The organism is Streptomyces sp. AB3(2024), from assembly GCF_041862025.1.
GTDB lineage: Bacteria > Actinomycetota > Actinomycetes > Streptomycetales > Streptomycetaceae > Streptomyces.
In genome coordinates this window covers 44,508-68,826 of sequence record NZ_JBGWAB010000010.1, presented here as the reverse complement: position 1 = coordinate 68,826, position 24,319 = coordinate 44,508, and the positions used below count along the sequence as shown (strand labels likewise).

16 protein-coding genes are annotated in these 24,319 nt (G+C 74.4%); 6 read left to right on the top strand and 10 right to left on the bottom strand.

Translation table 11 applies throughout. The annotated features are described in order from the left end of the window. Positions 1 to 71: 71 nt before the first annotated feature. A complete protein-coding gene (locus ACEPPI_RS06935; protein WP_373914345.1) occupies positions 72 to 2,606 on the top strand; it encodes a Helicase associated domain protein in 2,535 nt (844 codons plus the stop codon). A 114-nt stretch (positions 2,607 to 2,720) separates the two neighbouring features. Next, entirely contained in the window at positions 2,721 to 3,017 is a 297-nt protein-coding gene (hpf, locus tag ACEPPI_RS06930) for a ribosome hibernation-promoting factor, HPF/YfiA family (RefSeq protein WP_373914344.1), read from the top strand. Positions 3,018 to 3,434: 417 nt separating this feature from the next. Here hpf and ACEPPI_RS06925 read toward each other — a convergent pair whose 3' ends face one another. The 4 genes from ACEPPI_RS06925 to ACEPPI_RS06910 form a co-directional block, all read right to left on the bottom strand. Continuing rightward, positions 3,435 to 5,090 (bottom strand): nitroreductase family protein, encoded by a 1,656-nt coding sequence (locus tag ACEPPI_RS06925; RefSeq protein ID WP_373914343.1) that lies wholly within the window; start codon positions 5,088 to 5,090, stop codon positions 3,435 to 3,437. Between the two features lie 32 nt (positions 5,091 to 5,122). Next, a complete protein-coding gene (locus ACEPPI_RS06920; RefSeq protein ID WP_373914342.1) occupies positions 5,123 to 7,153 on the bottom strand; it encodes a TOMM precursor leader peptide-binding protein in 2,031 nt (676 codons plus the stop codon). 178 nt (positions 7,154 to 7,331) lie between these two features. Further along, on the bottom strand, positions 7,332 to 7,490 hold the full coding sequence (locus ACEPPI_RS06915; protein ID WP_373914341.1) for a hypothetical protein: 159 nt from the start codon (positions 7,488 to 7,490) through the stop codon (positions 7,332 to 7,334). Between the two features lie 94 nt (positions 7,491 to 7,584). Then, positions 7,585 to 9,948 carry a hypothetical protein gene (locus tag ACEPPI_RS06910; protein ID WP_373914340.1) on the bottom strand — a complete coding sequence of 788 codons (2,364 nt, stop codon included), beginning with the start codon at positions 9,946 to 9,948 and terminating at the stop codon, positions 7,585 to 7,587. Positions 9,949 to 10,317: 369 nt separating this feature from the next. On the opposite strand from ACEPPI_RS06910, the gene ACEPPI_RS06905 reads away from it, so the two are divergent. Further along, positions 10,318 to 13,143 carry a BTAD domain-containing putative transcriptional regulator gene (locus ACEPPI_RS06905; protein ID WP_373914339.1) on the top strand — a complete coding sequence of 942 codons (2,826 nt, stop codon included), beginning with the start codon at positions 10,318 to 10,320 and terminating at the stop codon, positions 13,141 to 13,143. A gap of 22 nt (positions 13,144 to 13,165) precedes the next feature. On the opposite strand, the gene ACEPPI_RS06900 is transcribed toward ACEPPI_RS06905, so the two are convergent. The 3 genes from ACEPPI_RS06900 to ACEPPI_RS06890 form a co-directional block, all read right to left on the bottom strand. Next, the gene (locus ACEPPI_RS06900) at positions 13,166 to 16,528 is read right to left on the bottom strand and encodes a PDZ domain-containing protein (RefSeq protein WP_373914338.1); all 3,363 of its coding nucleotides are present in this window, start codon (positions 16,526 to 16,528) and stop codon (positions 13,166 to 13,168) included. Between the two features lie 445 nt (positions 16,529 to 16,973). Continuing rightward, on the bottom strand, positions 16,974 to 17,618 hold the full coding sequence (locus ACEPPI_RS06895) for a GAP family protein (protein WP_373914337.1): 645 nt from the start codon (positions 17,616 to 17,618) through the stop codon (positions 16,974 to 16,976). Between the two features lie 228 nt (positions 17,619 to 17,846). Then, entirely contained in the window at positions 17,847 to 18,638 is a 792-nt protein-coding gene (locus ACEPPI_RS06890; RefSeq protein ID WP_373914336.1) for a DUF4239 domain-containing protein, read from the bottom strand. Between the two features lie 208 nt (positions 18,639 to 18,846). On the opposite strand from ACEPPI_RS06890, the gene ACEPPI_RS06885 reads away from it, so the two are divergent. After that, the gene (locus ACEPPI_RS06885) at positions 18,847 to 19,881 is read left to right on the top strand and encodes a helix-turn-helix transcriptional regulator (protein WP_373914335.1); all 1,035 of its coding nucleotides are present in this window, start codon (positions 18,847 to 18,849) and stop codon (positions 19,879 to 19,881) included. Here the strand turns inward: ACEPPI_RS06885 and ACEPPI_RS06880 are convergent. Next, a complete protein-coding gene (locus tag ACEPPI_RS06880) occupies positions 19,872 to 20,846 on the bottom strand; it encodes an SDR family oxidoreductase (protein WP_373914334.1) in 975 nt (324 codons plus the stop codon). The two genes, ACEPPI_RS06885 and ACEPPI_RS06880, sit on opposite strands and share 10 nt — an antisense overlap. A 53-nt stretch (positions 20,847 to 20,899) precedes the next feature. After that, on the bottom strand, positions 20,900 to 21,343 hold the full coding sequence (locus ACEPPI_RS06875) for a hypothetical protein (RefSeq protein WP_373914333.1): 444 nt from the start codon (positions 21,341 to 21,343) through the stop codon (positions 20,900 to 20,902). Between the two features lie 149 nt (positions 21,344 to 21,492). On the opposite strand from ACEPPI_RS06875, the gene ACEPPI_RS06870 reads away from it, so the two are divergent. Both ACEPPI_RS06870 and ACEPPI_RS06865 read left to right on the top strand, forming a co-directional pair. Next, positions 21,493 to 22,746 (top strand): sensor histidine kinase, encoded by a 1,254-nt coding sequence (locus ACEPPI_RS06870; RefSeq protein WP_373914332.1) that lies wholly within the window; start codon positions 21,493 to 21,495, stop codon positions 22,744 to 22,746. Further along, entirely contained in the window at positions 22,737 to 23,384 is a 648-nt protein-coding gene (locus tag ACEPPI_RS06865; RefSeq protein ID WP_373914331.1) for a response regulator, read from the top strand. The genes ACEPPI_RS06870 and ACEPPI_RS06865 overlap by 10 nt, the downstream gene beginning before the upstream one ends. A 91-nt stretch (positions 23,385 to 23,475) precedes the next feature. Here the strand turns inward: ACEPPI_RS06865 and ACEPPI_RS06860 are convergent, their stop codons facing one another. Further along, positions 23,476 to 24,273 carry an ABC transporter permease gene (locus ACEPPI_RS06860; protein ID WP_373914388.1) on the bottom strand — a complete coding sequence of 266 codons (798 nt, stop codon included), beginning with the start codon at positions 24,271 to 24,273 and terminating at the stop codon, positions 23,476 to 23,478. Positions 24,274 to 24,319 lie beyond the last annotated feature (46 nt).

Genomic DNA, 24,319 nt, shown 5'->3' with positions numbered 1-24,319 from the left:
GTGGTGTGGTGTGTAGCATCCCGAAACCCGGCCACTCCCGCCTGGCGGGCTGTTTTTCAGCGGAGTTCAGAATGCAGGCGACCAACAGAATCGCTCTTCGGCCGCACCAGGAAGAGGCCGTGGAGGCAATCGTCCATGGGCTGGACATTCCGCCTGGGAGACGTATCCCCGAGGCAGGGCTGCGGGCGACGGTGGTGGCCGCGTGCGGGACCGGGAAGACCTTCATGGCGGCTGCGGCCGCGCTCCGGCTCGTGCGGGGTGGGCGGGTCCTGGTGCTGCTGCCGACCCTGGACCTGCTCACCCAGACCGCACGGGAATGGCGTGCGGCCGGCCACGCGGGCCCCGCGGTCGCCGTGTGCTCGCTGGAGGGCAACGCCCAGCTCCACGGCCTGAACGTGCGCACCACGACATCGGCGCCGCAACTGGGACTGTGGCACGGGCGGGGGCCGGTCACCGTCTATGCCACCTACGCCTCCCTCGGTGTGATCGCCGAAGCGCACCGGGGCGGGTACGGGCTGCCGATGGAGGCTTTCGACCTCGTGGTCGTGGACGAGGCACACCGGACTTCGGGGTCGGCGGGGAAGGCCTGGGCGGACGTGCACCGCCAGGAGGTGATCCCGGCCCGGCGCCGGCTGTACATGACCGCCACGCCCAGGATCTGGGCGGAGGGGACACCGCGGTCGCGGGAGGAGAAGAGAGCGGCTGAGGTGGCGGCGCTGCGGCGGGAGGCCGAGGCCGAGGCCGAGGGGCGGACGTACCAGCCGCTGCGTGAGGCGCTGCCGGCGGAGCTGGCGTGCTCGATGGACGACCCGCGGGTGTTCGGGCCGGTCGTCTATGAGCTGTCGCTCGCGGACGCGATCACGCGCGGGCTTTTGGCCCGCTATCAGGTGGTCGTGGTCGAGCTGAGCGACCCCGTCGTGACGCCGGATCGGCTCTACGGCGACGAGCGGTGGGAGGAGCGGCTGCGGGGCGAGCGGCTCGCCGCCATGCAAACCGCCCTCCTGGAGGCCATGGCCACCCATGAGCTGAAGACCACGATCACCTTCCACCACCGCACCATCGAGGCGCAGGCCTTCGCCGAGGGCCTGGAGCGGGTGGCTGGCCGGCTGCACGCCGTCGACCCGGCCCGGCACCCGGCGAAGGTGTGGACGGGGTGGCTGCGCGGGGAGCACGAGGCCGAACACCGGGCCGCCGTCCTAGCCGACTTCGGCCGCCGGGCCGGCCGCGCCGTGCTCGCGAACTGCCGCGTTCTGGGCGAAGGCGTCGACATCCGGGCGGTGGACAGCGTGGCGCTGATCGACCCCAAGGGATCCGCCGTCGACATCGTCCAGGCCATCGGCCGGGCCCTCCGGCAGAAGCCCGGGGAAGGCAAGATGGCCACCCTGGTCGTGCCCGTGTTCCTGGCCGCCGACGAGGATCCCGGGGACATCATCTCCTCTGGATCTTATGGGCCGCTGATTCGGGTTCTGAACGGTCTCCGGGCTCATGATGAACGCGCCGTGGAAATGCTCGCCTTTCCACAGGAGGCGCAGAAGCGCATCGTGCAGCCGTCCCGACTGATCGGCTCCGCGCCCGACGACGGCAAGGAGGAGGCCCGGCTGCTCCTGCGGTTCGCCGCCCCGCGCGACCCGGCGCTGATCGCGAAGTGGATCAGCTACCAGGTCTTCAACACCGAACGCCAGGACTGGCGCCGCGGCGCCGAAGCCGCGTTGCGGTTCCGGCAGCGGGAGCAACACCTGGAGGTGCCGTACGACCATGTGGAAGGCGCCTACCCACTCGGACGCTGGCTCTCCGACCAGCGCCGGGCCTTCCGCGTCGGGCGGATGAACGGGGAGCGGGCCGCCGAGCTGGAAGGCCTGGGGATCGTGTGGGACACCGCCGACGTCGGCTTCGAGACGAATCTCGGCGCTGCCCACGCCTACTACGAACTGCACGGCACGCTCGCCGCCCCACGGCACGCCACCATGCTCGACCGGGCCGTCGGACAATGGCTGACCAACGTCAGAAGGCCCGGCGGACTCGGCAAGGACCCGGCACGGGCAGAGCGGCGGGCGGCGGCGCTGGCAGCGATCGACCCCGGCTGGAACCCGGGCGAACGCGGCTGGACCGTCGACTGGCAACGCCACTACACGTACCTGAAACAGCTCCTGGACGACGGCGCGCTGCTCTCGGCGATCGTCCCGGGAGTGACCCGGCACGGCGAGGACATCGGGCGGTGGCTCACCACCCAGCAACACGACTGGAGCCGGTTGAACGAGGAGCAGCAGACGCGGCTCGGCGAACTCGGCGTGAAGGAGACCGTACCGGCTCGCAAGACCGGGGCGAAAACGGCTCCGGGCAGGCCGGGCAGGGGCGGCGGCGCCTTCCGGAAAGGCCTCGAAGCCCTCAGGTGGTACATCGAGCGGGAGGGCCGGATGCCGGGGCGGGCCGTCGTCCAGGTCCTGGCCGACGGGGCCGAGCACCGCACCGGGATCTGGTACGCCAACCAGAAACAACGTCGCGACCGGCTGTCCCCGGAACAGCTGCGCGCACTCGCCGACCTCGGCGTGCCATGGGCGACGCTCGCGGCCCCGCCATCGGACCGCCCCACACCCGGTCTCGGATGAATCCGGTACACAGCAATCGACCCAAAAGGGACATAGCTCTGGCATGGCTTCGTTCGTGCCCGCCAAGCCACCTAGCCTGACCAGCGAGGACCTGTAAGAACCGAGAGGCAAAAGATGATCTACACACTCAACGGAGACAACGTCGAGATCACCGACGCACTGCGCGGTGTCGTCGGCGAGAAGCTCGCCCGGCTCAACACGTTCGGCACCGAAACCACCAGCGCTCACGTGAACCTGAAGATCAACGGCTCGGAGCAGACCGCCTCGGGCACCCTCCAGGTGGACGGCCAGGACCTCACCACCATCACCGCAGCGGCCTCCGACATGCACGCGGCCGTCGACACGCTCGTCGACAAGCTCTCCGCCCAGCTCAGGAGGCACACGCAGAGGCAGCACGGACGCCCCAAGTAGTCAACACCACCTGCGCGTGTTCCGGTCCGGAACCATGACGGGTGAGCGGGCGGCGGGACTTGCTACAGGAGCACGGCGATGACGGCATCTCCACCGACCTGGGCGGCATTCGCCTCGCCTGCGCCGTCATCGACGAATGCGCCGACACCTGACCCCCATCGGCTGCGGGTGGCGTACTCGTCGACGCCGACCACCCTCGGCGCGGGGATCTCAGGTTCGGGAAGATCCTCCACCGGCCGGAGCACCGTGCCACGGCTGACGGACACCCCGAGAACGCGGGCGATGCGTGCCCCGGCACGGCCCGCAAGGGCCAGGCCGACTGTGGCCGGAGTGGAGCGCAACCGCTCGGTCCGCCGAACGTGAACGAAGCCGGCCGGGCACTGGTTGGCTGCCGCGCGGTCCGGGCGATCCGGTTCGCTAGACGAGACGGTCGTCGAGGGTGGCGGTGCCCGGTAGGCGGGGGGCCAGGAACGCGCACAGGGACGTGCGGAGTTCGTCCTCCCCGTCCGCCGGGTCCGTCACGGCGTGGTCGACGGCGCGCAGGTCGGTGCCCAGGACCAGTCCGCAGGCGAGTCCCAGGGCCTGGGCGGCGAGGTGAAGGTGCTGGGCGGCAGCGCCGGCTTCCGCGTGCGCGGCCCGGTAGCCGTGGGCGCCGAGCGCGTCGAGGACAGGAGCCGGGCGCCAGGTGAACGCGATGACGGCCGCGGCGTGTGCCACCGCGTAGTTGTCCAGGGCGTAGTCGTGTGGCGCGAGGCGGGATGTCGAGCCGGTCGGCAGGAGGGCGTGCTGTTCGGGGCGGTACTCGTAGCTTCCGGGCTTGATCTTTTTGATCCGCTGCGCGATCACCCGGAGCCGGACCAGAGGAAGCTCCCCCGCCGCGGCCGCGGATCGCAGGACGACCGCCAGGTCCTCGGCCGTCAGGGGGGTGCGGGGATCCAGGCGGCCGACGGCCGAGCGGCGGCGGGACAGGAGTCCGGCCAGGCCCGCACCGGGTATCACGGCCGGGGGGAGCGGAAGGAGCGGGGCCGTGGGCGGGGGCGTCGGTGGGGTGGCGGCCGGCGTCGTGGGGGGCCGGTCGCCGGTGGTGGCGTGGCGCAGGGCGTTCAGGAGGGGGAAGCTCCGGGGGCTGCGGGACTTCTCCCGGGGCCGGGGGCGGCCCGGGCCGCCGCCCGCGGGCGCGGGGGGCGGGGTGGTGCCGGGCAGGGGTGTGCGGCGTTCGTCCGGGTGCCAGGCCAGCGGCAGGACGGCGTAGGCGGATTCCTCGCCGGGGTCGAGGCCGAGGACCCGGTTGACGGCGCGCTCGTCGAAGTCCAGCACGGCCGGGGCCGGGTCGCCGGCGGCCCGCCGGAGCAGGTTCCAGGAGCCCAGGAAGGCGCCCATGTCGTGGGTGGCCACGTGGTAGGCGAAGTTCCCGTACTTGAAGGCGGTCTTCCAGGGGCGCAGCGTGCAGATCAGGTAGCCGCCCGTGGGCGGCGGGGTGTGGGCGGGGAGGGCCGCCCGGATCGCGGGGGTCGCGTCGCCCGTGGCGAGGCGCTCCAGGGTGTGGCGGCCGCTCGCGTAGTGCAGCAGGCCCGGCGCGAGGGGCAGTCCGGGGGCGGGCACCCAGTACAGCTCCCAGGGGTGGTTCGCGCCGCCCGACGGTGTGCCCCTGCCCCAGGCCGCGGTACGGAGCCGGGCGCGCCGCGCCGCGTCGCCGTTCCAGTCGATCTGCCACCGCCGGGACAGGATCCCGGCCGTGAGATGCAGGGCCCCGGCGAAGGACCGGAGGGTGAGGCCCGGGTCGCCGCGCTCCGCCGCCGTACCCGACGGCGCGTACGTGACCGCGTCCGCGAGGCTGCCGACGCCGTCGGCCGGGCACGCCGTCGGCAGGGGGAACTCCTCGGCGCCGGGGTGGGCGGTGTGGGGCGAGGGACGGTCTGACCAGTCGGGGGTGAAGTCCGCGTCGTCGAGGCCGCGGCGCGGGCGGTCCCGGACCGCTTCGATGTGGGCCAGTACGGTGGCGACCCGCGCCGGACCGGTGGGGTGCGGGCCCGGTGTGGGCAGGGTCGCGCGGGCCGTGTCGGCTTCGGCCATGGTTCCTCGGGTCCTCTCGGCCGGGGGCGGGTTCACAGGAAGGGGTGGGGGTGGCGGTGGATCTCGTCCTCGGACAGCGGTCGGGACCTCTTGCCCGCGCGCCAGGCCGCCGTCCGCAGGCGTTCGGTGTGCAGGGCGCGCTGGTAGTCCCAGCCGAAGTCGACGGGGACGAGTCCGGGCGCGATGACCGCGGCCGTCGAGACCCGGGCCGGTTCCTGTTCGGGGCAGGTCTGCTCGACCACGATGACGTCCCGGGCGACGGCGCGGACCATGTCGGCGTAGTGGAGCAGTTGGTCGCGCAGGTCGTCGTGCCGGGGCGGGGACCAGTCGGCGAACGCCTCGCGCAGCGTGCGCGTCGTCGTGCGGGGGCCGGGGAAGGGCGAGCGGTCCGCCATCTGTGGCAGGCCGTACAGGGCTCCGTGGTGGTCCAGTTCGGTCACCGCCGTGTAGTCGGCGGTCAGGGGGAGGAGTTCGGCTTCGTCGCGCACCGTGCGTTCGGCGAAGCCCGGCAGATAGCTGGCCACTTCGCGGACGGCGGCCAGGGCCGCGTCCTCCGGTTCGGGGCTCACCCCTGCCGACATGCAGAGGTTCCCCGGTCCCGGCGTGTGCAGCCGGGCCACGCAGAGGACGATCGGTATCGGCAGGTCGAGCCGCAGGTCGAAGAGGCGTACGTCGTATCCGAGGGCCCGCATGCGGTCGATCGCGGCCGCCGTCTGCGGGTCGGTGCAGCCGGCGGGGTCGATCTCGGGCAGGGTGGCGGCCGAGTACCAGGCCACCATGAAGGCGTCGCGTTCGACGAGTTCGAAGAGGCCGTGCAGGGCCGCCTCCTCCAGGCAGCCGCCGGTGGCGCAGCCGCTCGACGAGCCGAGGACGAACTGTTCGCGCAGCGGGTGCGGTCCGTAGTAGGCGAGTTGGGCCGGTACGAGGAGGGGGCCGCCGCGGGCGAAGGAGTGGCCCCACACCCAGGCAATCTCGCGGGTGGGGCTGAAGGGGACGAACGGCCGGGCGTGGTCGCGGTCGTGGAAGCCCTCCTCGTAGAGCACCGTGTCGCGGGGGTCGAGGGCGGGGCGGGTGGCCTCCGGGCCGGCCGTCGCGTCGTCCAGGTCCGCGAGGGTGGCCCGCAGGGCGGGCCGTCGGCCGTACGGGCGCTGTCCGGCGTACCGTTCGAGGCCTTCGAGGAGGCCGAGGGCGCGGCTCTCGCGGTAGCTCGCGGCGTGGCCGCCCCAGGTGATGTCGTACAGCGTGGTGCGGTCCGACCGGCGTCCGCCGAGCCGCAGTCTGCCGGTGACGGGGGCGTTGATTCCGGTGGAGAGCCGATTGGCGCGCGAGGTGCCGAGTGCGCCGCAGAGGCGGTTGGTGAGCGCGTCGACGGGCAGTGGGCTGGCGTGCCAGGGGCGCAGCCGGGTGAGGCCGGGCCGCGGCAGCGGCCGGGCGAGCGGGAAGCCCCGCGCCGCCGGCGGGCCGTCGTCGCGCGGGCGGGCGCAGTGGGGGCAGGTGGGGTCGGCCAGCAGGGTGAAACGGCTGGTGGCGCCGTTGGTGAGGTCGATCTCCAGGACGTCGCCGAGCCCTTCCGGGCGGGCCTTGTCCGGGGTGCGTGACCATGCGTCCCTCAGCCGGTGCAGGGCGGCGGCGACGGCGGGCACGTACCAGTCGGCGGGCACGGGGCTGCCCGGTCCGGCGGTGGCGTGGGCGCCCGCGAACTCCAGGGCCTGGCGTTCGCGTTCGGGGCGCAGTCTCGTCCACCTGCGGCGCAGGCACGCGCCGCAGGGGCGGGTCGTGCCGTCGGGGGCGTGCGCGGGGCCGATGAGGGCGGTGTCGCCGTAGAGGTGGACGGGGATCGTCAGGTCGCCCGGGGAAGGGTCGTGGGGCGGGGTGGTGCGGCCGGGCGGGTCGAGGGCCAGGCCCAGGGTCCGGACCGGCACGTGGGTCGTGGGGAGCGGGTCGTCGTGGCGGGCTAGGTGGGCCCGCAGTTCCCGTACGAACGCCTCGTGGCGCGCGTCGGGCGCGCTGACGACGGGGGGCGCGGCGGGCAGTGGGCGGGAGGTTGCGCGGGTGTCGGTCACTGGTTCTCCGTCAGGGCGCCGGGGGGGGGGGGGGGGGGGGGGGGGGGGGGGGGGGGGGGGGGGGGGGGGGGGGGGGGGGGGGGGGCGGGGGGGGGGCCGGGCGCGAGGCCCCCCCCCCCCACGGATCACACCGTTTCCAGGGTCACTGCCGCCGTCGTGCGACGGCCGACGCGGAGGGTCAGGCGTCCTCGCCGACCGGGGTGCCGCTGGTGGAGCAGCAGCCGACGTTGCTGCTACAGGTGGCGGCCAGCAGGGTGGGGTCGTTCTCCATGCGGACCTGCTCCATCTGGAAGTTCTCGAGGGTCAGGTCGTCGTAGCTGCTGTTCTTGCCGGGCATGTGGTTCTCCTTCGGGGATGTGCGGGTGGGGCGTCCGGGCGGCGGGACCGCCCGGCACTCCCCGGCCGGTCGGCCGGGGACGTCTGGGGGCTGCTCAGGCCGGGCGCGGGGGTGCGCCGACGAGCAGGACCCGGCCGCCGAGCACGATGGGCTCTCCGGTCGGCGTACGGGGCAGGCCCGCGGGGGCCAGCTCCAGGAGGAGCGCGTCACGGCCCGGGCCGAGGAGGCCGAGGAGGTCGGCCAGACCGGCCGGATCGCCCGGGCGGCTGCCGAGGGACGGGACCTCTGGGGCCGCCACGGAGTCCGCGGGGGATACGGAGACGGCGGGCGGGGCGGAGTCCGCGGGGGGTGCGGCACTCGCGAGGTCCAGGAGGTGCGTGAGGTCTGTGAGGCTCAGGGGGTGGCCGGGCGGTGCGGGCCAGTCGGGCGGGCAGAGAACGTGGTGGGGCCCGCCGGGTCCCTGTGCCGCGTCGGGGTGGGTCACCACACCGGCCAGCTCGCGCAGTGCCGTCGCGGCTGCCTCCCCCCGGGTCGGGCCGCCGCCCGCCACCTGGTGCGGACGTCCCCCGTCCGCGGGCTCGTGCCGGGCGAGGACGACCTGGAGGCCGTGTCCGTCGGCCGGCGGGAGGGCGGTCAGGGTGAGACGCCCGGCGCGCAGCAGGGACAGGGCCAGGGGCAGGTGCGGCGCGTCCACCTCGGCCGGGTCCACGGGGCCCGGGACGCTCCGGCCGTCCAGCCAGTCGCGCAGCCGTTCGTCCAGCAACGCGGCGGTGAGGGCGGCCCCGACGACATCGCGGACCGTGGCGCCGACGCCCACGCCCCCGTCCGTGAGGGCCCGTTCCAGGGGGACCCAGACCGGTGCGTCGTCGCGCAGCCGCAGGGCCGGGGTCCAGGCCGTGCCGGTCTGTGCACTCACCTCGGGGCTGGGCGCCGAGCGTGCGCCCTCGGCGTCCAGTTGCGCCGCCGTGGCGTGCCGGACGGGCAGGAGTGCGGGTGAGTGGGTCGCGGCGTGCCGCAGCGCGCGTTCCGCCGCGCCGGCGCGGGCCCCGTGCGAGGTGGTGACGCCGAACCCGTGGGCCGTGCCCCCCGCCGTGGCCGCCGTGCGGATGCGTGCCGACCGTACGGGGGTCTGCGGGAGGTCGTCGTCGTCGAACGCGCGCAGGATCGTGGTGGTGCGGCCGGACACCGAGCGGTAGCGGGTCAACCGGTCCTCGGGTGAGGCCGGGAGGTCGAGCAGACCCTCGCGGAACTCCTTGAGGCGGCTCCCGGTGGCACTGCCTTCCCCGGGACGCACGCCGCAGACCGGGCAGTCCGCGCGCTGGGGAACCCGTTCGCGCCAGGTCTCCAGGGTGTCCGCGTCCTGGAGGACCACCGCTCCGAGGAGGTCCGGTTCCAGGGCGCCGGAGAGGTGCTTGAAGAGTTCCGTCGCGAGTTCGCCGGCGGTGACGGCCCGCAGGAGGGGGCTGAGGGTTCCTCCTCCTGCGCCGGTCCGGTGGCGGGTGCGGTCCACCGTCATCGACCCGTCGCGCAGGACGCGGGCGGCGAGGGCCTCGTCGGCGTGCTCGGCGAGCTGGAGTCCGAGGCAGGCGGGGCAGGCGGTGGTGTCCTGCCGGCCCGCGTCCTCCCGGCCCGCGTCGTGCGCGTCGGCGTCGTGTCGGTCTGCGTCGTCCCGGTCGGTCGTGGTCAGGGGGCCCTTGACGATGAGGTCTCCGTGGACCCGGGCGGCGAGGAAGGCGGCGCCCGTGCGGCGGGCGAGGTCGGCCAGCGGGCCGAGCAGCGCACCGGGCACGCCGTCGGGGGTGGCGATGACCGCCGTCGGTCGCCAGGCCGTGAGCGCCTCCTGCCAGCCGTCCGTCCAGGTCGCCGGGAGCCGGTCCAGCACGGCGGGTACGCCGACGGGTACGGGACTGGCGGCGGACGCGGGGCCGTCGGGCGCGGTGACGGGCGGCGCGCCGCCGAGCAGCGCGAGGTGGCCGACGCCGTTGCGCGCCAGGGTCCGTACGGCGCTCCATGCTCCGCTGCCCGGACCGTTGCCGCCCAGCACGGCCACCCTGGCGTCACGGACTCGACGGAGGGCCCTGCGGGGGGTGCGGGTGTGGTGCGCGAGGTAGGCGAGCTGTTCGGCGAAACACTCCCGCTCTTCGGCGTCGAGCAGGTCCTGCGGTTCGTCGGCGAGGCTCCTGACGAACTCCTTGTCGGCGAGGTGGCGCACCAGTCCCGACAGGACTTCCGCCCGTTCCTCCGGCAGTCCGTCGCAGAGTTCCCGCAGGGTCGTCCCTGCCGCCAGGTCGCCGGCGAGCCGGCTCAGCCAGGCGTAGGCCGACGAGCCCTTGATGTAGAAGTCCCCCGCACCGCTCCGCAGGAATGCACCGTCCTCCGATTCCAGGAAAACAGAATCCTGTCTCAGAAATATCCGCGTATCCGGTTCCAGCTTTTCCCGGCTGTTTTCCGATGTCACGCAACCCTCCCCCACGCCCTGAATGGCCGTCACTCCGAGGAGGCTAACAAGTTACTTGCGAGTCCATTCCAGGGATGATCATCAGAGAGCGGGCTGAATTTCCGTGGCAAAAACTAGAGGTTCACACATGCCCGGATCCGCGCCGGAACGGGATATCCAAGACGTGGGTGCGAGCGCGGTTCCACAGGTTCCAAAGGACTTGGAGCGCGTACTTCCAAATTGCGTTAGCGGATAGCATCCGGCTTATGCTGCGGATATTAGCGCAGCATGAGCCGGGCGTTAGCGAGCGATAGCGGTACGCCCGGCACACGGCCGCCGCCGGCCGGGACGGCCGCGGCGCGCGAACGGATCGACGGAGGGGTTGTCCGCATGGAGTTCCGGGTTCTCGGGGAGGTCGCCGTGACGACGGAGGACGGGGAGGACCTCCCGCTCGGCCCCGCCAAACGGCGCAGCGTGCTGGCCGTGCTCCTGGTGCACGCCAACACCACCGTCACGGTCGACCGGCTCGCCCGGGCCCTGTGGGACGACGAGTCCCCGCGGCACGCCCGTACGGTGCTGCACGGGCACATCTCCCAATTGCGCGGGCTGTTCGCCACGCACCGGGCGCAGGCGTACGGCGTCGAACTCGCCACCCGGGGCACGGCGTACGTGCTGCGCGTGCCCCCGGAGCGGCTCGACGCCCACCGCTTCGACGAGCTGCTCCAGCTCGCCCGGACCCGGACGGAACCCGGGGAGACGGCGGCCCTGCTGCAGGACGCGCTCGCACTGTGGCGCGGGACCGCTCTGCAGGGGACGGTGGCGACACGCGCTCTGGGCAGTGCCGCGCACACCCTGGAGGAACTGCGACTGACCGCCGTACAGGAGCTAGCGGAGGCCCATGCGCGGCTCGGCGACCACGCCTCCGCCGTGTCCGTGCTCCGGGCCGCGGCCGCGGCGCACCCGCTGTGCGAGCGGCTGGCCGCGGCCCTGATGGGCGCCCTGGCCCGGGCCGGCCGGGCGCCGGAGGCGCGCGAGCTGTTCCTCCGTACCCGCGTGCTGCTCGCGCAAGGGTCCGGAGCCGAGCCCGGCCCGGCCCTCACCCACGCGTACGCGGCCCTGCCGGGCGGCGGGGCGGACGCCGTCCGCGCCACGCCGGACGGGGGGCACCCGCACGGCCCCGGCGCCGCCGCCACGGGAGGGCTTCACGGCAGCGGCGTCGTGGACACGGGGGAGGCCGCCTGCACGACGACCGCCGGGGGCGCGGCCCACGCCCGGCTCCCCGGCGCCGTGCTCACGCGCCCGACGCCGCCCGACGCGGTCACGGACCCCGTCGCCGTCGCGGACCTGCTCCCGCGCCGGACCCGGGGATTCACCGGGCGCGCGGGCGCGCTGGCGGCGCTGGACCGGGCCACGGCCGGCCTCCCCGGCCCGCTCGCGATGATCACCGGCGGCGCCGGGATGGGAAAGACAGCTCTGGCGGTGCACTGGGCGCACCGGCGCCAGGACGACTTCCCCGACGGGCGGCTCTTCGTGGACCTGCGCGGCTACAGCCCCGTTCCGGCCCGCGACACCACCTCCGTCCTGCGCGAGTTCCTGCTCGCCCTCGGTGTCCCGGCCGACGGCATACCGGAGACCCCGGACGGCATGGCGGCCCGCTACCGTGCGCTGACGGCCGGGCGCCGTCTGCTGGTCGTCCTGGACAACGCGCGCGGTTCCCGGCAGGTCCGCCCCCTCCTGCCGGGTGGTGAGCACTGCGTCACGCTCGTCACCAGCCGCGACCGGCTCGACGGCCTGGTCGCCTCGGACGCGGCCCGCCCGCTGCCGCTGGCCGCGCTGCCCGCCGACGAGTCACTGGCCCTGCTCGCGGCGGTCCTGGGCGAGGAACCCGTCCGGGCCGAGCCCGAGTCGGCGGCTCGTCTCGTGCGGCTGTGCGAGGGCCTGCCCCTGGCCCTGCGGGTCGCCGCGGCCCGCATCGCCACCCGCCCGCACACCGGTCTGGGCCGCCTCGCCGACGAACTGGCGGACGAGCAGCGGCGACTGGAGCTGCTCGATCTGGAGGACACGGGGGTCGCGGCGGCCCTCGGGCTGACGGTCCACCACCTGCCCGATCCGGCCCGTCGCATGTTCCGGTCCCTCGGCGTGCACACCGGGGCCACCCTCGACACGGGGACGGCCGCCGCCCTCGCCGGGTGCTCGCCCCGGCAGGCGGCCTCGGCTCTGGACCGGCTGGCCGCCGCCCACCTGCTCGCCCCCACCGGACCCGAGTCGTACGCGGTGCACGACCTCGTACGGCTCTTCGCGCGCACCGACGCCCCGGTCGGCGATCCGCGCGCAACGGCCCGGCTCCTGGACCACTGGCTGCACACCCTGCTCGCCGCGGCGGCGGCGGCCGAACCCGGCAGCGAGCCCTGCTGCACGCTGCCGGCCGGGACGGGCCGCCCCGCGGGCGTACGCCGCTTCGGGGACCGCGCGGACGCGCTGGCCTGGTACGCGGCCGAACGCGACACCCTGCGCGGGGCCGTCGCCACGGCGGTCGACGCGGGGCTGCACTGCCACGCCTGGCGGCTGGTCCTCCTTCAATGGCCGCTCATCCTGTGGCAGTCCCGGGACGGCTGGACGCCCCTGCTCGAACTGGGTCCCCGCTCGGCGGAGGAGGCCGGCGAGCCCGGCGCCCAGTCCCGTGCCCGGGCGCTGCTCGGGTGGGTCCTGATCGAGGAGGGCAGGCCCGACGAGGCGCTGACCCACCTCGAACGCGCCCCGGCACTCGCCGCCCTGGCGGGGGACACGGCCGGGGAGGCCGTCGCCCGGATCAACCTGGCCGCCGCCCTGGGCGGGCACGGCCGGCACGAGCAGGCCCGGGAGCAGCTCGCGCGGGCCCTCGTACTCGCGGAACGCGGTGCCCCCGCCGAGACGGTCACCCTGGCCCACCTGCACCTCGCCCGGCACTTCGTGAGCACCGGGGCCTACCCGGAGGCCGCCGAGCACGCCTCCTGCGGCCTGGCCCTGGCCGCGCCGCCCGTCTCGGCGCCCCGGCGCGTGGTACTGCGGACGCTGAGCGGGGAGGCGCTGGCCGGCATGGGCCGCACCGAGGACGCCGTACGGCAGTTGAACGACGCGGTGCGGGAGGCCGCGGCACACGCCTACGCCGAGGGGGAGTCGGCGGCCCGCGCGGCGCTGACGGCCCTGGGCGCCGGCGGGGGGCCGGTACGCCGCTGACGGAGGCCCGGCCGGGGTGTGTTCAGGCCCCCGGCCCGGCTGCCGGGGGTTCGGGCGCGCGCAGGGGTGGGGTCCGGTCCAGGGCCGCCAGCGCCACGGCGATCGCCGCGTCCAGTTGCGGATCGGCACCGGCCGCCCGGTCGTGCGGGGCGACGGCCACCGCGATGTCCGGTTCGACTCCCCGGTTCTCCAGCTCCCATCCGCCGTGGGCGAACCAGAAGGCACCCCGGGGATGGACCAGGCGCGTGCCGTCGACCAGCCCGTGGGCCACCTCCATGCCCCGGACGCCGCCCCAGGTCCGCGTACCCACCACGGGCCCCAGGCCCCCCGCGCGCACCGCCGCGATCGCGTTGTCGCCGTCGGAGCCGGACAGTTCGTCGGCGAGGAAGACCAGGGGGCCGCGGGCGGCCAGGGGCGGGTAGGACTCCGGTGTGCTGCCGCGCCGCAGCTGCCATCCGACCGGGCGGCGCGCGAGGCGTTCGAGGACCATCGCCAAAAGGTGGCCGCCGCTGTTGCCCCGGAAGTCGACGAGCAGCCCGTCCGCGCCCGCCTCGGCCCGCAGGTCGCGGTGCAGCTGGGCCCAGCCGGTCGCCATCATGTCGGGTACGTGCACGTACCCGAGCCGGCCCCCGCCGCCTTCCCGTACGCGCGCCCGTCGGGTACGGACCAGGTCGTGGTAGCGCAGGACGGTTTCGCAGGCCAGTGGTACGACGACGATCCGGCGGTCGGGGCCTCCTGAAGCCGGTCGTACCGTCAGTTCGACCGGGCGGTCGGCGCTCCCCCACAGCAAGGGCGCGGGTCCGGTGGCCGGGTCCACGGGACGGCCGTCCACGGCCAGCAGCGCGTCTCCGGCGCGCACCCCCGTCCCCGGGGCGGCCAGGGGTGACCGGGCCGCCGGGGCCGAGCTCTCGCCCGGCACGATCCGCGCGATCCGCCACGTCCCACCGGGATCGCGCGCGAGGTCGGCGCCGAGCAGTCCGGGCCGGGCGGCCGCGGCCGCGTCGGTGCGCGGCCAGACGTAGGCGTGCGAGCAGCCCAGGTCCCCGTGCGTCTCCCAGAGCAGGTCCGCGAACTCGGCTGCGTCGCCGAGGCGTTCGAGCAGCGGCCGGTAGCGGGCCCAGGGCCCGCCGTCGTCGAGTTCCGGGAGGTCGGCGCGCCAGACGTTGTCCCGCATCAGCCGCTCGTCCTCGGCGAAGGCCTGGGCCCACTCGGCCGCCGGGTCGACGGTGACCGTCACCCGCCCGAGCCGCACGGGCCGCTCCCCCGCTGCGGTGGCCGTTTCGGGGCCGAGGGGGCGGACGAGCAGGTCGGAGCCGTCCCGCACCAGTACGTGGCCGCCCGCGCCGGTCACCTCGTACGCGTCGACGCCTTCGCGGACCGTGGTGAGGGTGCGGGTGCCCAGGTCCCAGCGTTCGAGGCGGGGGCGCGGAGGCGGCGCCCCCGTACCCGTCCAGCGGTCGCCGAGGGTGCCGACGGCCGGTGTGCGGATCCACAGGAGGGCTCCGCGCGCGGCGGTCAGCCGGCCGTACTCGGCGGCCCGCACCGGGAAGGCGACGATCCGGTCCCCCAGGCCCACGGGATCGACCACGGTCGGGGCGGCGGCCTCCGGTACGGGGAGCGGGAGGGGCTCCAGGAGAGGGGAGGGGGTGTCGCCGAGGGTCAGCAGGTGGGGGCGCTTGGCGGCGAGGAACGCCAGGTCCAGGACGTGCGTCTCGTACTCCGGGTCGAACACCCGGTCCGACACGAACGCGAGGTGGGCGCCGTCGGGGGTGAAGGCGGGCGACTCGTCCCGGAACCGCCCGTCGGTGGCCTCCACGACGGGGCCGCCCCCGGCCGGGGCGAGCCGGATCTGCCGCAGGCCCTCGGGGCCGGGGTGGGACCAGGCGAGCCACTTCCCGTCGGGGGAGAAGGCCAGGCCGGAGACCTCCTCGTGCGCGCTGCGGTCGAGTTCGGCGACCGCGCCCGTGTCGGCGTCCACGACGAGGACGCGGCCGTCGTGGGCGGCGACGGCCAGGGACCTGCCCCGCTCGCAGGCACGCCATTCCATGACCCGGCCCAGGCGTCCGGCCGCGAGGACGCGGGGCGGTGAGGGGCGGGCGGCGGCGTGGTGTGGGTCCAGGGCCGGGTCCACGGCCCGGTCCACGGCCGGGTCCAGGATCTCCAGGGCGTCGGGGCCCGCGACGTCCGACACCCAGGCGACCCGCCCCGTCGCCCCGAGGGGCCTCGGCATCCGGCACCGTACGCCGGGGCGGTGCGACAGCAGGAGGGGCGGGACTCCCTTGGCTTCGCCGTCGCCGTCGCAATCACCGTCCGCGTGGTGGCCGCCGTCCGCGTCGTGGCCGTCGGCGTCGGCGGCGGCGGGCAGGATGTGGACCGTGCCGCGCACCTCCAGCAGGCAGCCCGGGTCGCCGCGCACCCCCGCGAAGTCGCCCGACCACTCCGTGCCCGACACCCGGTACGGGACCCGCCCCGGGCGGGCCCCGGTCAGGCGTATGTCGACCCTGACCGGCTCGGTGCCGTACGAGGTGTCCGCCAGCAGCCACAGGTCACCGCCGCTCTGGTACACGACCCGTGTCCCGTCGGTGGCGGCATTGCGCGCGGCGAAGCCCGGGTGCACACCGTCGGGGGTGTGCAGGCGCGGTTCGGAGCCGTCCTGCGGGCTCGACCACAGCCGGGCACGGCCTCCTCCGGCATCGCTCAGCCAGCCGATGCGGTGCTCCGTGCCGGACGGCGCGGCGAACCACATCGGGCATTCGAGGTCGGCTTCGCGGTCGCCGTGTCCCGCGGGCACGACGGGCTCGAACCGGAGGTCCGCACCCGCCTCGGTGTCGCGCGGGCCCGCTCCGGGGCGTGCCAGCCACAACCGGCCCACGGCACCGCCGCGGTAGCGCTTCCAGTGGGCGGTCTGCGGGAACATCGTGACGCTGCGCAGCAGTACGTGCCCTTCCGGCCCGACGGCCAGGTCACCGACCGGCCCGTACGGCAGGCGCCGCGGGGGGCCGCCGTCCGGGGCGACGGCCCAGGCCCAGGTGGCGAGCGGAGAGTGGGTGTGCTGGGCGGTGAGGACCAGCACCTCGCCGCGCGGGGTCCAGCCGGCGACCCGGGTGCGGGCGTGGCCGAAGTGGGTGAGCCTGCGCGGGGGGCCGCCGTCGAGGGGGGCGACGTAGGCCTCCGGTACGCCGTCGCGGTGCGAGGTCCAGGCCAGGAAGGTGCCGTCCGGTGAGACTCTGGGGTGGGCTGCGCGGGCCCGGTCGGACGTGAGCGGCCGGGCGGGGCCGCCGGAGACGGGAACGCCCCACACCTCGCCGTCGGCGGTGAAGACCAGCAGGTCTCCGTGGAGGTGGGGGTGGGCGGCGTAGGGCCGGGCGGACGGTACGGAAGACACGGGAGCTCCTGGGAGGTGCGGGGCGGGCCGTTCGGCAGGCGCCGCGGGCCCGTGGAAGCGGTCCGGACTCCCGCCCGTCGTTCCCCGGTCTCCGTGCCCCGCCCTCCGGTTTTTGCCCGGGCATACTCGGACGTGGTTCCGGGATTCCCCGAGCGGGCGTGGACCGTGTGCGCTCCCCCGCGCTTTCGGCCTGTCGGAACGACCGGATACCCGAAGGCCGGAACGTCAACGCCAGGAAACTATCAGCGTGCGGACGGATCGGATTCTTTGAAATCACCCAAGGTGTGGGCGGGATACCGCGCGAAAATGAGATGATCACACACAATCGGCTGCGCAGCTTGCCTTTCGGCCATGGGAGTGACAGGCCCTATGCGTGGTTCTTCCGTGCTGCCAGAGCAGGCCTCTTTCAAAAGCGTGAGCGTTGCGGCCGGCGACGGGTGTGTCGTCAGGCGACGAGTGCGTAGATGCCGCTGGCGGTCAGCCAGACTCCGGCCAGCAGGGAGAGGGTGACGATCAGCTGGTCCTGGTGATGATCGAGCCAGGTCCGCAGAGCGTTCAGCCGGGTCTGGGCGGCGGTCGGCGCCCAGACGGTGTACAGCTCCATGACCAGAAGACTGAGGGTGGCCAGCAGGCAGTAGCCGGTCAGGGCGAGCCAGTCGGAGAGGGAGGAGAGGTCGGCGTCGACGACCGTGGCCGCGCCGGCGCCGACCAGGGCCCACGGCTGGAGCAGCCAGGCGAGTGCGGCGGCCGTGCCGAGCGAGGCGTTGTCCACGCGGGCCGTCCAGCTCGGTGGGCGGGGCGGGCGGGGCGGCCGCCGGAGCCGGTAGCCGCCGAACAGCACCAGGCCGACGCCGATGGCCAGTTTGGCGGCGACCGCGGCTGTTGACGGGGTGCTGTGGTGGACGGGCGGCGTTCCGCCGGTCAGGAGCACGACACAGGCGACCACGGCGACCAGGTTGGCCAGCCAGGACAGCAGGAAGGCAAGGCCCTTGCGCACACCTCGGCGCGACGCGAGCAGCAGGATGAAGCCGCTGTTGTGCAGCGGTCCGAGGGTGATGGCCGTACCGATCACGACCAGGTCGACGACCATCGGCACAACCGCTCCCGGAGGTCAGGGCCGCCCGGGGTCGCCGGGCGGGCGATGCGCACGCGTGCCCGGTGGGCGGGGGTGCCGGGGCCGCTTGGTGCCCGTCTCGACTTTGCGGCTCCCGGCCCGACGGGTCAAGCCAGCCACGCCGGTGCCGCGATGGCCGCTGCCCTGCCTCGGGGAAGGGCGGGGCGTGCTCTGCCGGGCCGGGTGGGCGCCCGTGTCGCCGGTTCACGGGGTCCAGTACCGGGCCAGGGCTCCTTCCCGGTACGGGGCGGGGCTGACGCTGAGGTCCCCGGAGAAGGAGCGGTCCAGGACGAAGACCAGCAGCAGGCTGAAGCCGACGAGTCCGGCGACCGAGGCGACGAACAGGACCTGGACCCTCAGCTTGCGCAGACCGTAGAGGAACGTGAGCGGGATCAGGACCAGCGCTCCGCCGAAGGCCAGGGCCTGGAGCAGCGGGGGCAGTTCCCGGCGGGCCATGGTGATGCGGGCGCGGCGCTGGGAGGCGATGTCGTTGAGATGGCCGACGGCCTGCTCGTAGAAGACCTGCTGTGCCTGGCCTTGCGGTTCGTACGTCTGGAGCACCCGGAACGCGTCCTGCAGATGGGCTTCCGTGGCCCCGTAGCTGGGGTTCCCCGCGCGCATCCGGAGCCATTGGTCCTCGACGACGGCGTGGACGTAGCCGCTCATGGCCGCATCGAGACGGGCGCGCACCGCTTCCGGGAACGCGCCGGCGTCACGGGTGATGAGCGCCGCGTTGGTGGCCTCGGAGGCGACGATGGTCTGGGTGTCCTCCAGTTGCGTCCACAGGGTGACGATCACGAACGCGAGGATGATCCCGTAGATCGCACCGAACATCCCCAGCGTCACGCCGACCATGTCGTTGTGTTCTCCCTGGGCCAGCGAGGGATGCCTGCGGCGCAGGAGCACGCTGCCGGCGACGGCGAGGAGGACGGTTCCACCGACGGCGACGATGGCCAGCGTGATGGTGCTGAAGTGGTTGAGCAGCCATAGCGACATGTGCGTGGAGTGCAGGCCGGACGAACCACCCCTCGGAGCATGGCTTCAAGCACCCCCGCGGGCCCGCGCGAAGACATTCACACCACCGGGTGACGCCCGGTTCGCGCGACCGGGCGCGTGCCTGCGCCGTGCCCCTGTCTTCCCGCTCCGCATCGGCCACCGCTCGGGCGCGCTCGGTCCGGGGCGCCGGGTCCGCGATGCTGTGGGCATGCGTGCTGCCCGCCTGATCCGTATGGCCCTTCTCCTCCAGTCGAGCCCCGGCCTGACCGCCGCGTCCCTCGCCCGGGAGCTGGGCGTCTCCGAGCGTACGGTGATCCGCGACGCCCAGGCCCTGCAGGAGGCGGGCGTCCCCGTCCGGTCCGAGCGCGGTCGCACGGGCGGCTACCACCTGGCGCCGGGCCACCGGACCCGGCTGACCACGCTGCATCCCACCGAGGCGGAGACGCTCTACCTGTCCGGTCTGCCTGCGGCCCTGCGCGATCTCGGACTGTCGGGCCCCGCGGACACGGCCCGGCTGAAGCTTTCGGCCACCTTGCTCCCGTCGCTGCGGGCGGCGGCCGAGTCGTCGGTGCGCCGCTTCCACCTCGACGCCCCGGCCTGGTTCCGCGAGCCGTCGGCGCCGGAGTTGCTGCCGGATCTGGCGCGCGCCGTGTGGTCCGATCGCGCGGTCGAGCTGGCGTACGCGCGGCCCGGCCGGGACGGCGCGGCGCCCCGGAGCGTGATCCGGCTGCTGGAGCCGTACGGACTCGTCCTGAAGGCGGGGGTGTGGTACGTCGTGGGCCGTGTCCCGGGTGAGCGGCCGGGCCGGGGCGGCGCCTGGCGTACCTACCGCGTCGACCGTGTCACCGCGCTGTCCCCGGCCCCCGGGGCCGATGAACCGTTCGTCCGCGAAGCGTCGTTCGACCTGGCCGCGCACTGGCGGGACCACTCCGCCGGGTTCGCCCGCGCGCTGCTGCGCGCGACCGTCACCGTGCGTCTGACGGAGCGGGGGCTGCGCCGGCTGCCCTCCGTGGTGGATCCGGCGGGGGTGGGCGAGGCGCTGGCGTCGGCGTCCGCGCCGGACCCTTCCGGGCGCGTCACGCTCGACCTGCCGGTGGAGTCGGACGACGTCGCCTTCGCCCAGCTGACCGGCCTGGGCGCGGAGGTGGAGGTACTGGCCCCGCCGGGCCTGCGCACACGCTTCCGGGAGCACGCGCAGGCCCTCGCCGCCCTGTACGGCGCGGAGCCGGAGGATCAGCGGTAGTCGTCCGGTGAACCGTCCTTGCCGCCGAAGACGACGTCCTCGAAGTAGGCCCAGGCGTCGGGCCGGCTGCCGTCCAGGTCCCTTACGCCGTAGGCCTTGGCGAGGTCCGCGCTGGAGGCGGACCTCCCGTTCCAGCGGGCCGCCCGGGCGGGGTCGGCGGCGAGGGCGGCGACCGCGCGGGCGAGGTAGTACGGGGACTCGGCGATGGCGAAGTCCGGCACCTGCGCCACGGCGTCGCGCCAGTTCTCCTCCGTCACGCCGAAGTGGGCGAGCATCTGCTCCGAGCGCAGGAAGCCCGGTGTGACGGCCACCGCCATGCCCCCGTACTCCGCCAGCTCCTGGCCCAGTCCGAAGGCGATCCGGATGGGGGCGTTCTTCGCGAGGTCGTAGTAGATGTTCTCGCGGTAGCGGCGGTTGGAGCGTGCCGTGCCGTCGGTGACCTCCACGTGCAGCGGCGCGTCCGAGCGGATCAGGAGCGGGAGGGCGAGTGCCGCGGTGATCACGTGCGAGCGCACGCCGAGTTCCAGGATGCGCAGTCCGTCGGCGAGCGGTGTCTCCCAGCTCTTCTTGCCGAAGACGGAACCGGCTGTCAGGTGCTCGCCGCCCCACAGGTCGTTGACGAGGATGTCGAGCCTTCCCCGGTCGCGGTCGATCCGGCCGACGAGGGCCCGTACCCGATCCTCGTCCAGGTGATCGGTGGGCACTGCGATGCCGGTGCCGCCGGCCGCCGTGACGAGCTCCGCGGTCTCCTCGATGGTCTCCGTGGCCCGGCCGACCTCGCTGAGGTGCTCGCGGGTGGTGCGGCCGGTGACGTAGACCGTGGCGCCGGCGCGGCCGAGTTCGACGGCGAGGGCACGTCCGGCGCCACGGGTGGCCCCGGCGACGAGTGCGATCCGGTCGGCGAGGGGGGTCTTGTGGTCGAGGTGCCGGGTATCGAGGTGCTGGGTGTCGGTGTCCTTGTCCATGTCACCACCGTGCATGCCAAAGGTGACAGATCACGTCATCTTTTTCTCTCGGCTCAGCGTGTCTTCGGGAACGCCGCCCGCAGGGTCGCGCCGCGCATCGTGAAGGCGATGCGGATGACCGGGAGTACGCAGAGCGTCTGCACCGCCGCGTACCACCACGGGCAGACGCCCGGGATCAGGTCGACGCCGGCGATCGCGACCGGGAAGACGGCCGAGATGCCGCGCAGGCGCTCGAAGGCGCGTCGGGAGCCCCGGGAGGCGGAGACGGCCAGGCGGTCGAGCAGCACCGCGACGAGGGGGAGCAGGATCGCGCGGATCCACATGAACGGGTTCACCAGGTGGCCCGTGCTCGCCACCGCGATGACCGCGAGGAGGGCGGCGGCGGTGAGCGCGCCGTAGATCCTGACGTTGACCCGGGTCGTGCCGAACGCGGCCCGCGCTGCGGGGGTGTTGAGGAGGGCCGGGTCGGTGGTCGTGGTGTTCGCGTTGGTTTCCATGGCCACGACGCTACGGAGCAGCCGTACGGCGTGGTATCGGCCTGGACCCACAGGGGGGTGGGGCCGGCCCCACTCCCCTGCCGGGCCGGGACGTCGCGGGCTCCGGACGGTGCACAGTGGGGGTGTCGGACGAGGAGTGAGGGGGAGTCATGGGACGTGTGGGTTCATGGGTGGTGGGGGCCGGGGTGGGGTTCGGGCGGACGTGTGCCGCCGCCGCCGTCTGCATGCTCGTGCCGGTGGTGTGGGCCGCCGCCGTGGGGTTGGGGGTGTGGTGCGGGGCGGAGCACCCGTGGTCGTGGATCGGGCCCGTCGTGATCGTGTGCGCGGGCACGCTCGCCCTGGCGCGGACCGTCTGCCGGGCGGTCCGGTCCCTCGTCGCGCGGTGGACCGGCACCGACATCCCCGCCGGGTACCTGGAGGCCGGGCCGGTCATGCGGCTGTCCACCGGGTACTGGTGGAACGGCTTCAGCTACGAACGCAGCCGCCGGGACGCCGTCATGGACCAGCGGATGCGGCTGTGGTGGAGCGATCCCGCAACCTGGCGTGACCTCCGGTTCGCCGTCGTCGCCCCGCTCACCGCGGGGGTGGTGGCCGCCCTCCCGCCGGCCGCGCTCGCCGTCGCCGTCCTCGGGTTCGCCCGGCCCGGAACCGCCGCGCGTCCCGTCGGGGCGGGCGCCCTGGTCCTGGCCGTCGGCTGCGGCCCGTACGCCTGGCGGTCCCTCCACCGGGTGGCCGTCCGTTTCCTGCGGCCCTCACCCGCGATGGTGCTGGCGGAGCGGGTGGACGAACTGACCGCCCAGCGCGCCGACTCCACCGTCGCGCAGGCCGCGGAGATCCGCCGCATCGAACGGGACCTCCACGACGGTGCTCAGGCCCGCCTCGTCGCCCTCGGGCTGTCCCTGGCCACCGCCGAAGCCCTGATGGACCGGGACCCCGAGCGGGCCAAGGCGCTGATGCGGGAGGCACGGGCCGGGGCCGCCGCCTCGCTGACCGAACTACGTGAACTGATCAGGGGCATCAGCCCGCCCGTCCTGAGCGAACGGGGGCTCGTCGACGCCGTCCGCGCGCTCGCGCTGGACGTCCCCCTCGACGTGGCCGTCCGCGCAGGCGGCCCGCTGCGCCTGGACCCGCCGATCGAGTCCGCCGTCTACTTCGGCGTCGCGGAGCTCCTCACCAACGCGGTCAAGCACGCCGGAGCCGGCCGGGCGCACGTCTCCCTCGTACGGGACGACACGGGCATCGTCGTGGAGGTCGAGGACGACGGCCGGGGCGGGGCCGACGCCCGGCCCGGCGGCGGGCTCGCGGGCCTGCGCCGGCGCCTGGCCGTCTTCGACGGCACGCTCGCGATCACCAGTCCCCGGGGCGGGCCGACGCGTGTCAGGATGGCCGTACCATGCGAATAGTCGTAGCCGAAGACCTGTACCTCCTGCGCGATGGGCTGGTCCGCCTGATCGAGGCGTTCGGGCACGAGGTGGTGGCCACGGCCGCCACCGGGCCCGAGACGCTCGAAGCACTGCGGACGCACCGCCCGGACGTGTCCGTCATCGACGTCCGCATGCCTCCGACCCAGTCGGACGAGGGCCTGCGCGCGGCCCTGACCGCCCGCGCCGAGGTCCCCGGCCTGCCGGTCCTGATCCTCTCCCAGCACGTCGAGCAGCTGTACGCCCGCGAACTGCTGGCCGACGGCTCCGGCGGCGTCGGCTACCTCCTCAAGGAGAGCGTGTTCGACGCCGACCAGTTCATCGGCTCCCTGGAGCGCGTGGCGGAGGGCGGCACCGCCATGGACCCGGCCGTGATCGCGAAGCTGCTGTCCGGCAGTGCCCCCGACCGGGGGCTGGGGCGGCTCACCGAACGCGAGTACTCCGTACTGGGGCTGATGGCCGAGGGTCTGTCCAACCACGCCATCGCGCGCCGCCTCTTCCTCAGCGAGGGCGCCATCAGCAAGTACACGACCTCCCTGTTCGGCAAACTCGGCGTCACGGACGACGACGACACCAACCGCCGCGTCCGCGCGGTCCTCACCTACCTCAACAAGGCCTGAAGGGACTTGACCCCGAAGCGGGGTGGGCGGTGGCGGGATCACCGATGGGGGATCGACGCGATCGCGTTCGAGTACCGCACCGGGTCCGGGGTCATTCGGGGCGGTTGAAGCGGTGGGCGGCCCAGAGCAGGGCCATCGCGCCGACCGTCAGAAGGGCCGTCGCTTCGAGGAGGAGCGGGGGCTGGTGGCCGAACCATTCGAGGCCCGGCACGGCTGCCCGGTCGGGTACCCGCAGGGTGATGCTGCGCCGGAGCAGGTCCACTCCGTAGGCGAGCGGGTTGACGGCGGCCAGTGAGCGGGCCCAGCCCGGCAGGTTCTCCAGTGGGAAGAAGCCGCCGGAGAGGAACAGCAGCGGCATCATCACCAGGCCGAGCAGCATGTGGAACACCTCGGGGCGGCCCAGGGTCACGGCCAGGGCCAGGGAGAGGGCCGTGATGGTGAAGGAGGCGAGGACCATGCCGGCGAGGAGCAGGGCCAGGAGGAGCGGATCGTAGGGCAGGCCGACGGCTCCGGCCAGGGCGAGCAGGACGGCGCCCTGGACCGCGGCGACGGTGGTGCCCCCGGCGCAGCTGCCCAGGAGGAGGGTGGAGCGGCGTACGGGGGCCATCAGCAGTTCGCGCAGGTAGCCGCTTTGGCGGTCGGTGATCAGGCGGATGCCGACCATGATGGCCGGGGTCTGGACGGTCATCATCAGCATGCCGGGGAACAGGTAGGTCTGGTAGCCGACGCCGAGCGTGGAGTTGGGGATCAGGGCGGCCAGACCGCCTCCGAGGATGAAGAGGTAGAGAACCGGCTGGATCAGCATCAGGGCGGTGTGGGTGCGCTGGGTGGACAGGCGCAGCAGATCGCGGTGGACCAGTGCGTGGACGGCCCGCAGTTCACGGCGCAGGCGGTGCGGCGGCGCGGGGGCCGCGGCGTCGGGGCTGCCGGGGGTG

What these genes read in the sequence shown, in the direction of transcription:
- ACEPPI_RS06935 (WP_373914345.1), top strand. Translation starts at nt 72, where the DNA reads ATGCAGGCGACCAACAGAATCGCTCTTCGGCCGCACCAGGAAGAGGCC.
- hpf (WP_373914344.1), top strand. Translation starts at nt 2,721, where the DNA reads ATGATCTACACACTCAACGGAGACAACGTCGAGATCACCGACGCACTG.
- ACEPPI_RS06925 (WP_373914343.1), bottom strand. Translation starts at nt 5,090, where the DNA reads ATGGCCGAAGCCGACACGGCCCGCGCGACCCTGCCCACACCGGGCCCG.
- ACEPPI_RS06915 (WP_373914341.1), bottom strand. Translation starts at nt 7,490, where the DNA reads ATGCCCGGCAAGAACAGCAGCTACGACGACCTGACCCTCGAGAACTTC.
- ACEPPI_RS06905 (WP_373914339.1), top strand. Translation starts at nt 10,318, where the DNA reads ATGGAGTTCCGGGTTCTCGGGGAGGTCGCCGTGACGACGGAGGACGGG.
- ACEPPI_RS06895 (WP_373914337.1), bottom strand. Translation starts at nt 17,618, where the DNA reads ATGGTCGTCGACCTGGTCGTGATCGGTACGGCCATCACCCTCGGACCG.
- ACEPPI_RS06890 (WP_373914336.1), bottom strand. Translation starts at nt 18,638, where the DNA reads ATGTCGCTATGGCTGCTCAACCACTTCAGCACCATCACGCTGGCCATC.
- ACEPPI_RS06885 (WP_373914335.1), top strand. Translation starts at nt 18,847, where the DNA reads ATGCGTGCTGCCCGCCTGATCCGTATGGCCCTTCTCCTCCAGTCGAGC.
- ACEPPI_RS06880 (WP_373914334.1), bottom strand. Translation starts at nt 20,846, where the DNA reads ATGGACAAGGACACCGACACCCAGCACCTCGATACCCGGCACCTCGAC.
- ACEPPI_RS06875 (WP_373914333.1), bottom strand. Translation starts at nt 21,343, where the DNA reads ATGGAAACCAACGCGAACACCACGACCACCGACCCGGCCCTCCTCAAC.
- ACEPPI_RS06870 (WP_373914332.1), top strand. Translation starts at nt 21,493, where the DNA reads ATGGGACGTGTGGGTTCATGGGTGGTGGGGGCCGGGGTGGGGTTCGGG.
- ACEPPI_RS06865 (WP_373914331.1), top strand. Translation starts at nt 22,737, where the DNA reads ATGCGAATAGTCGTAGCCGAAGACCTGTACCTCCTGCGCGATGGGCTG.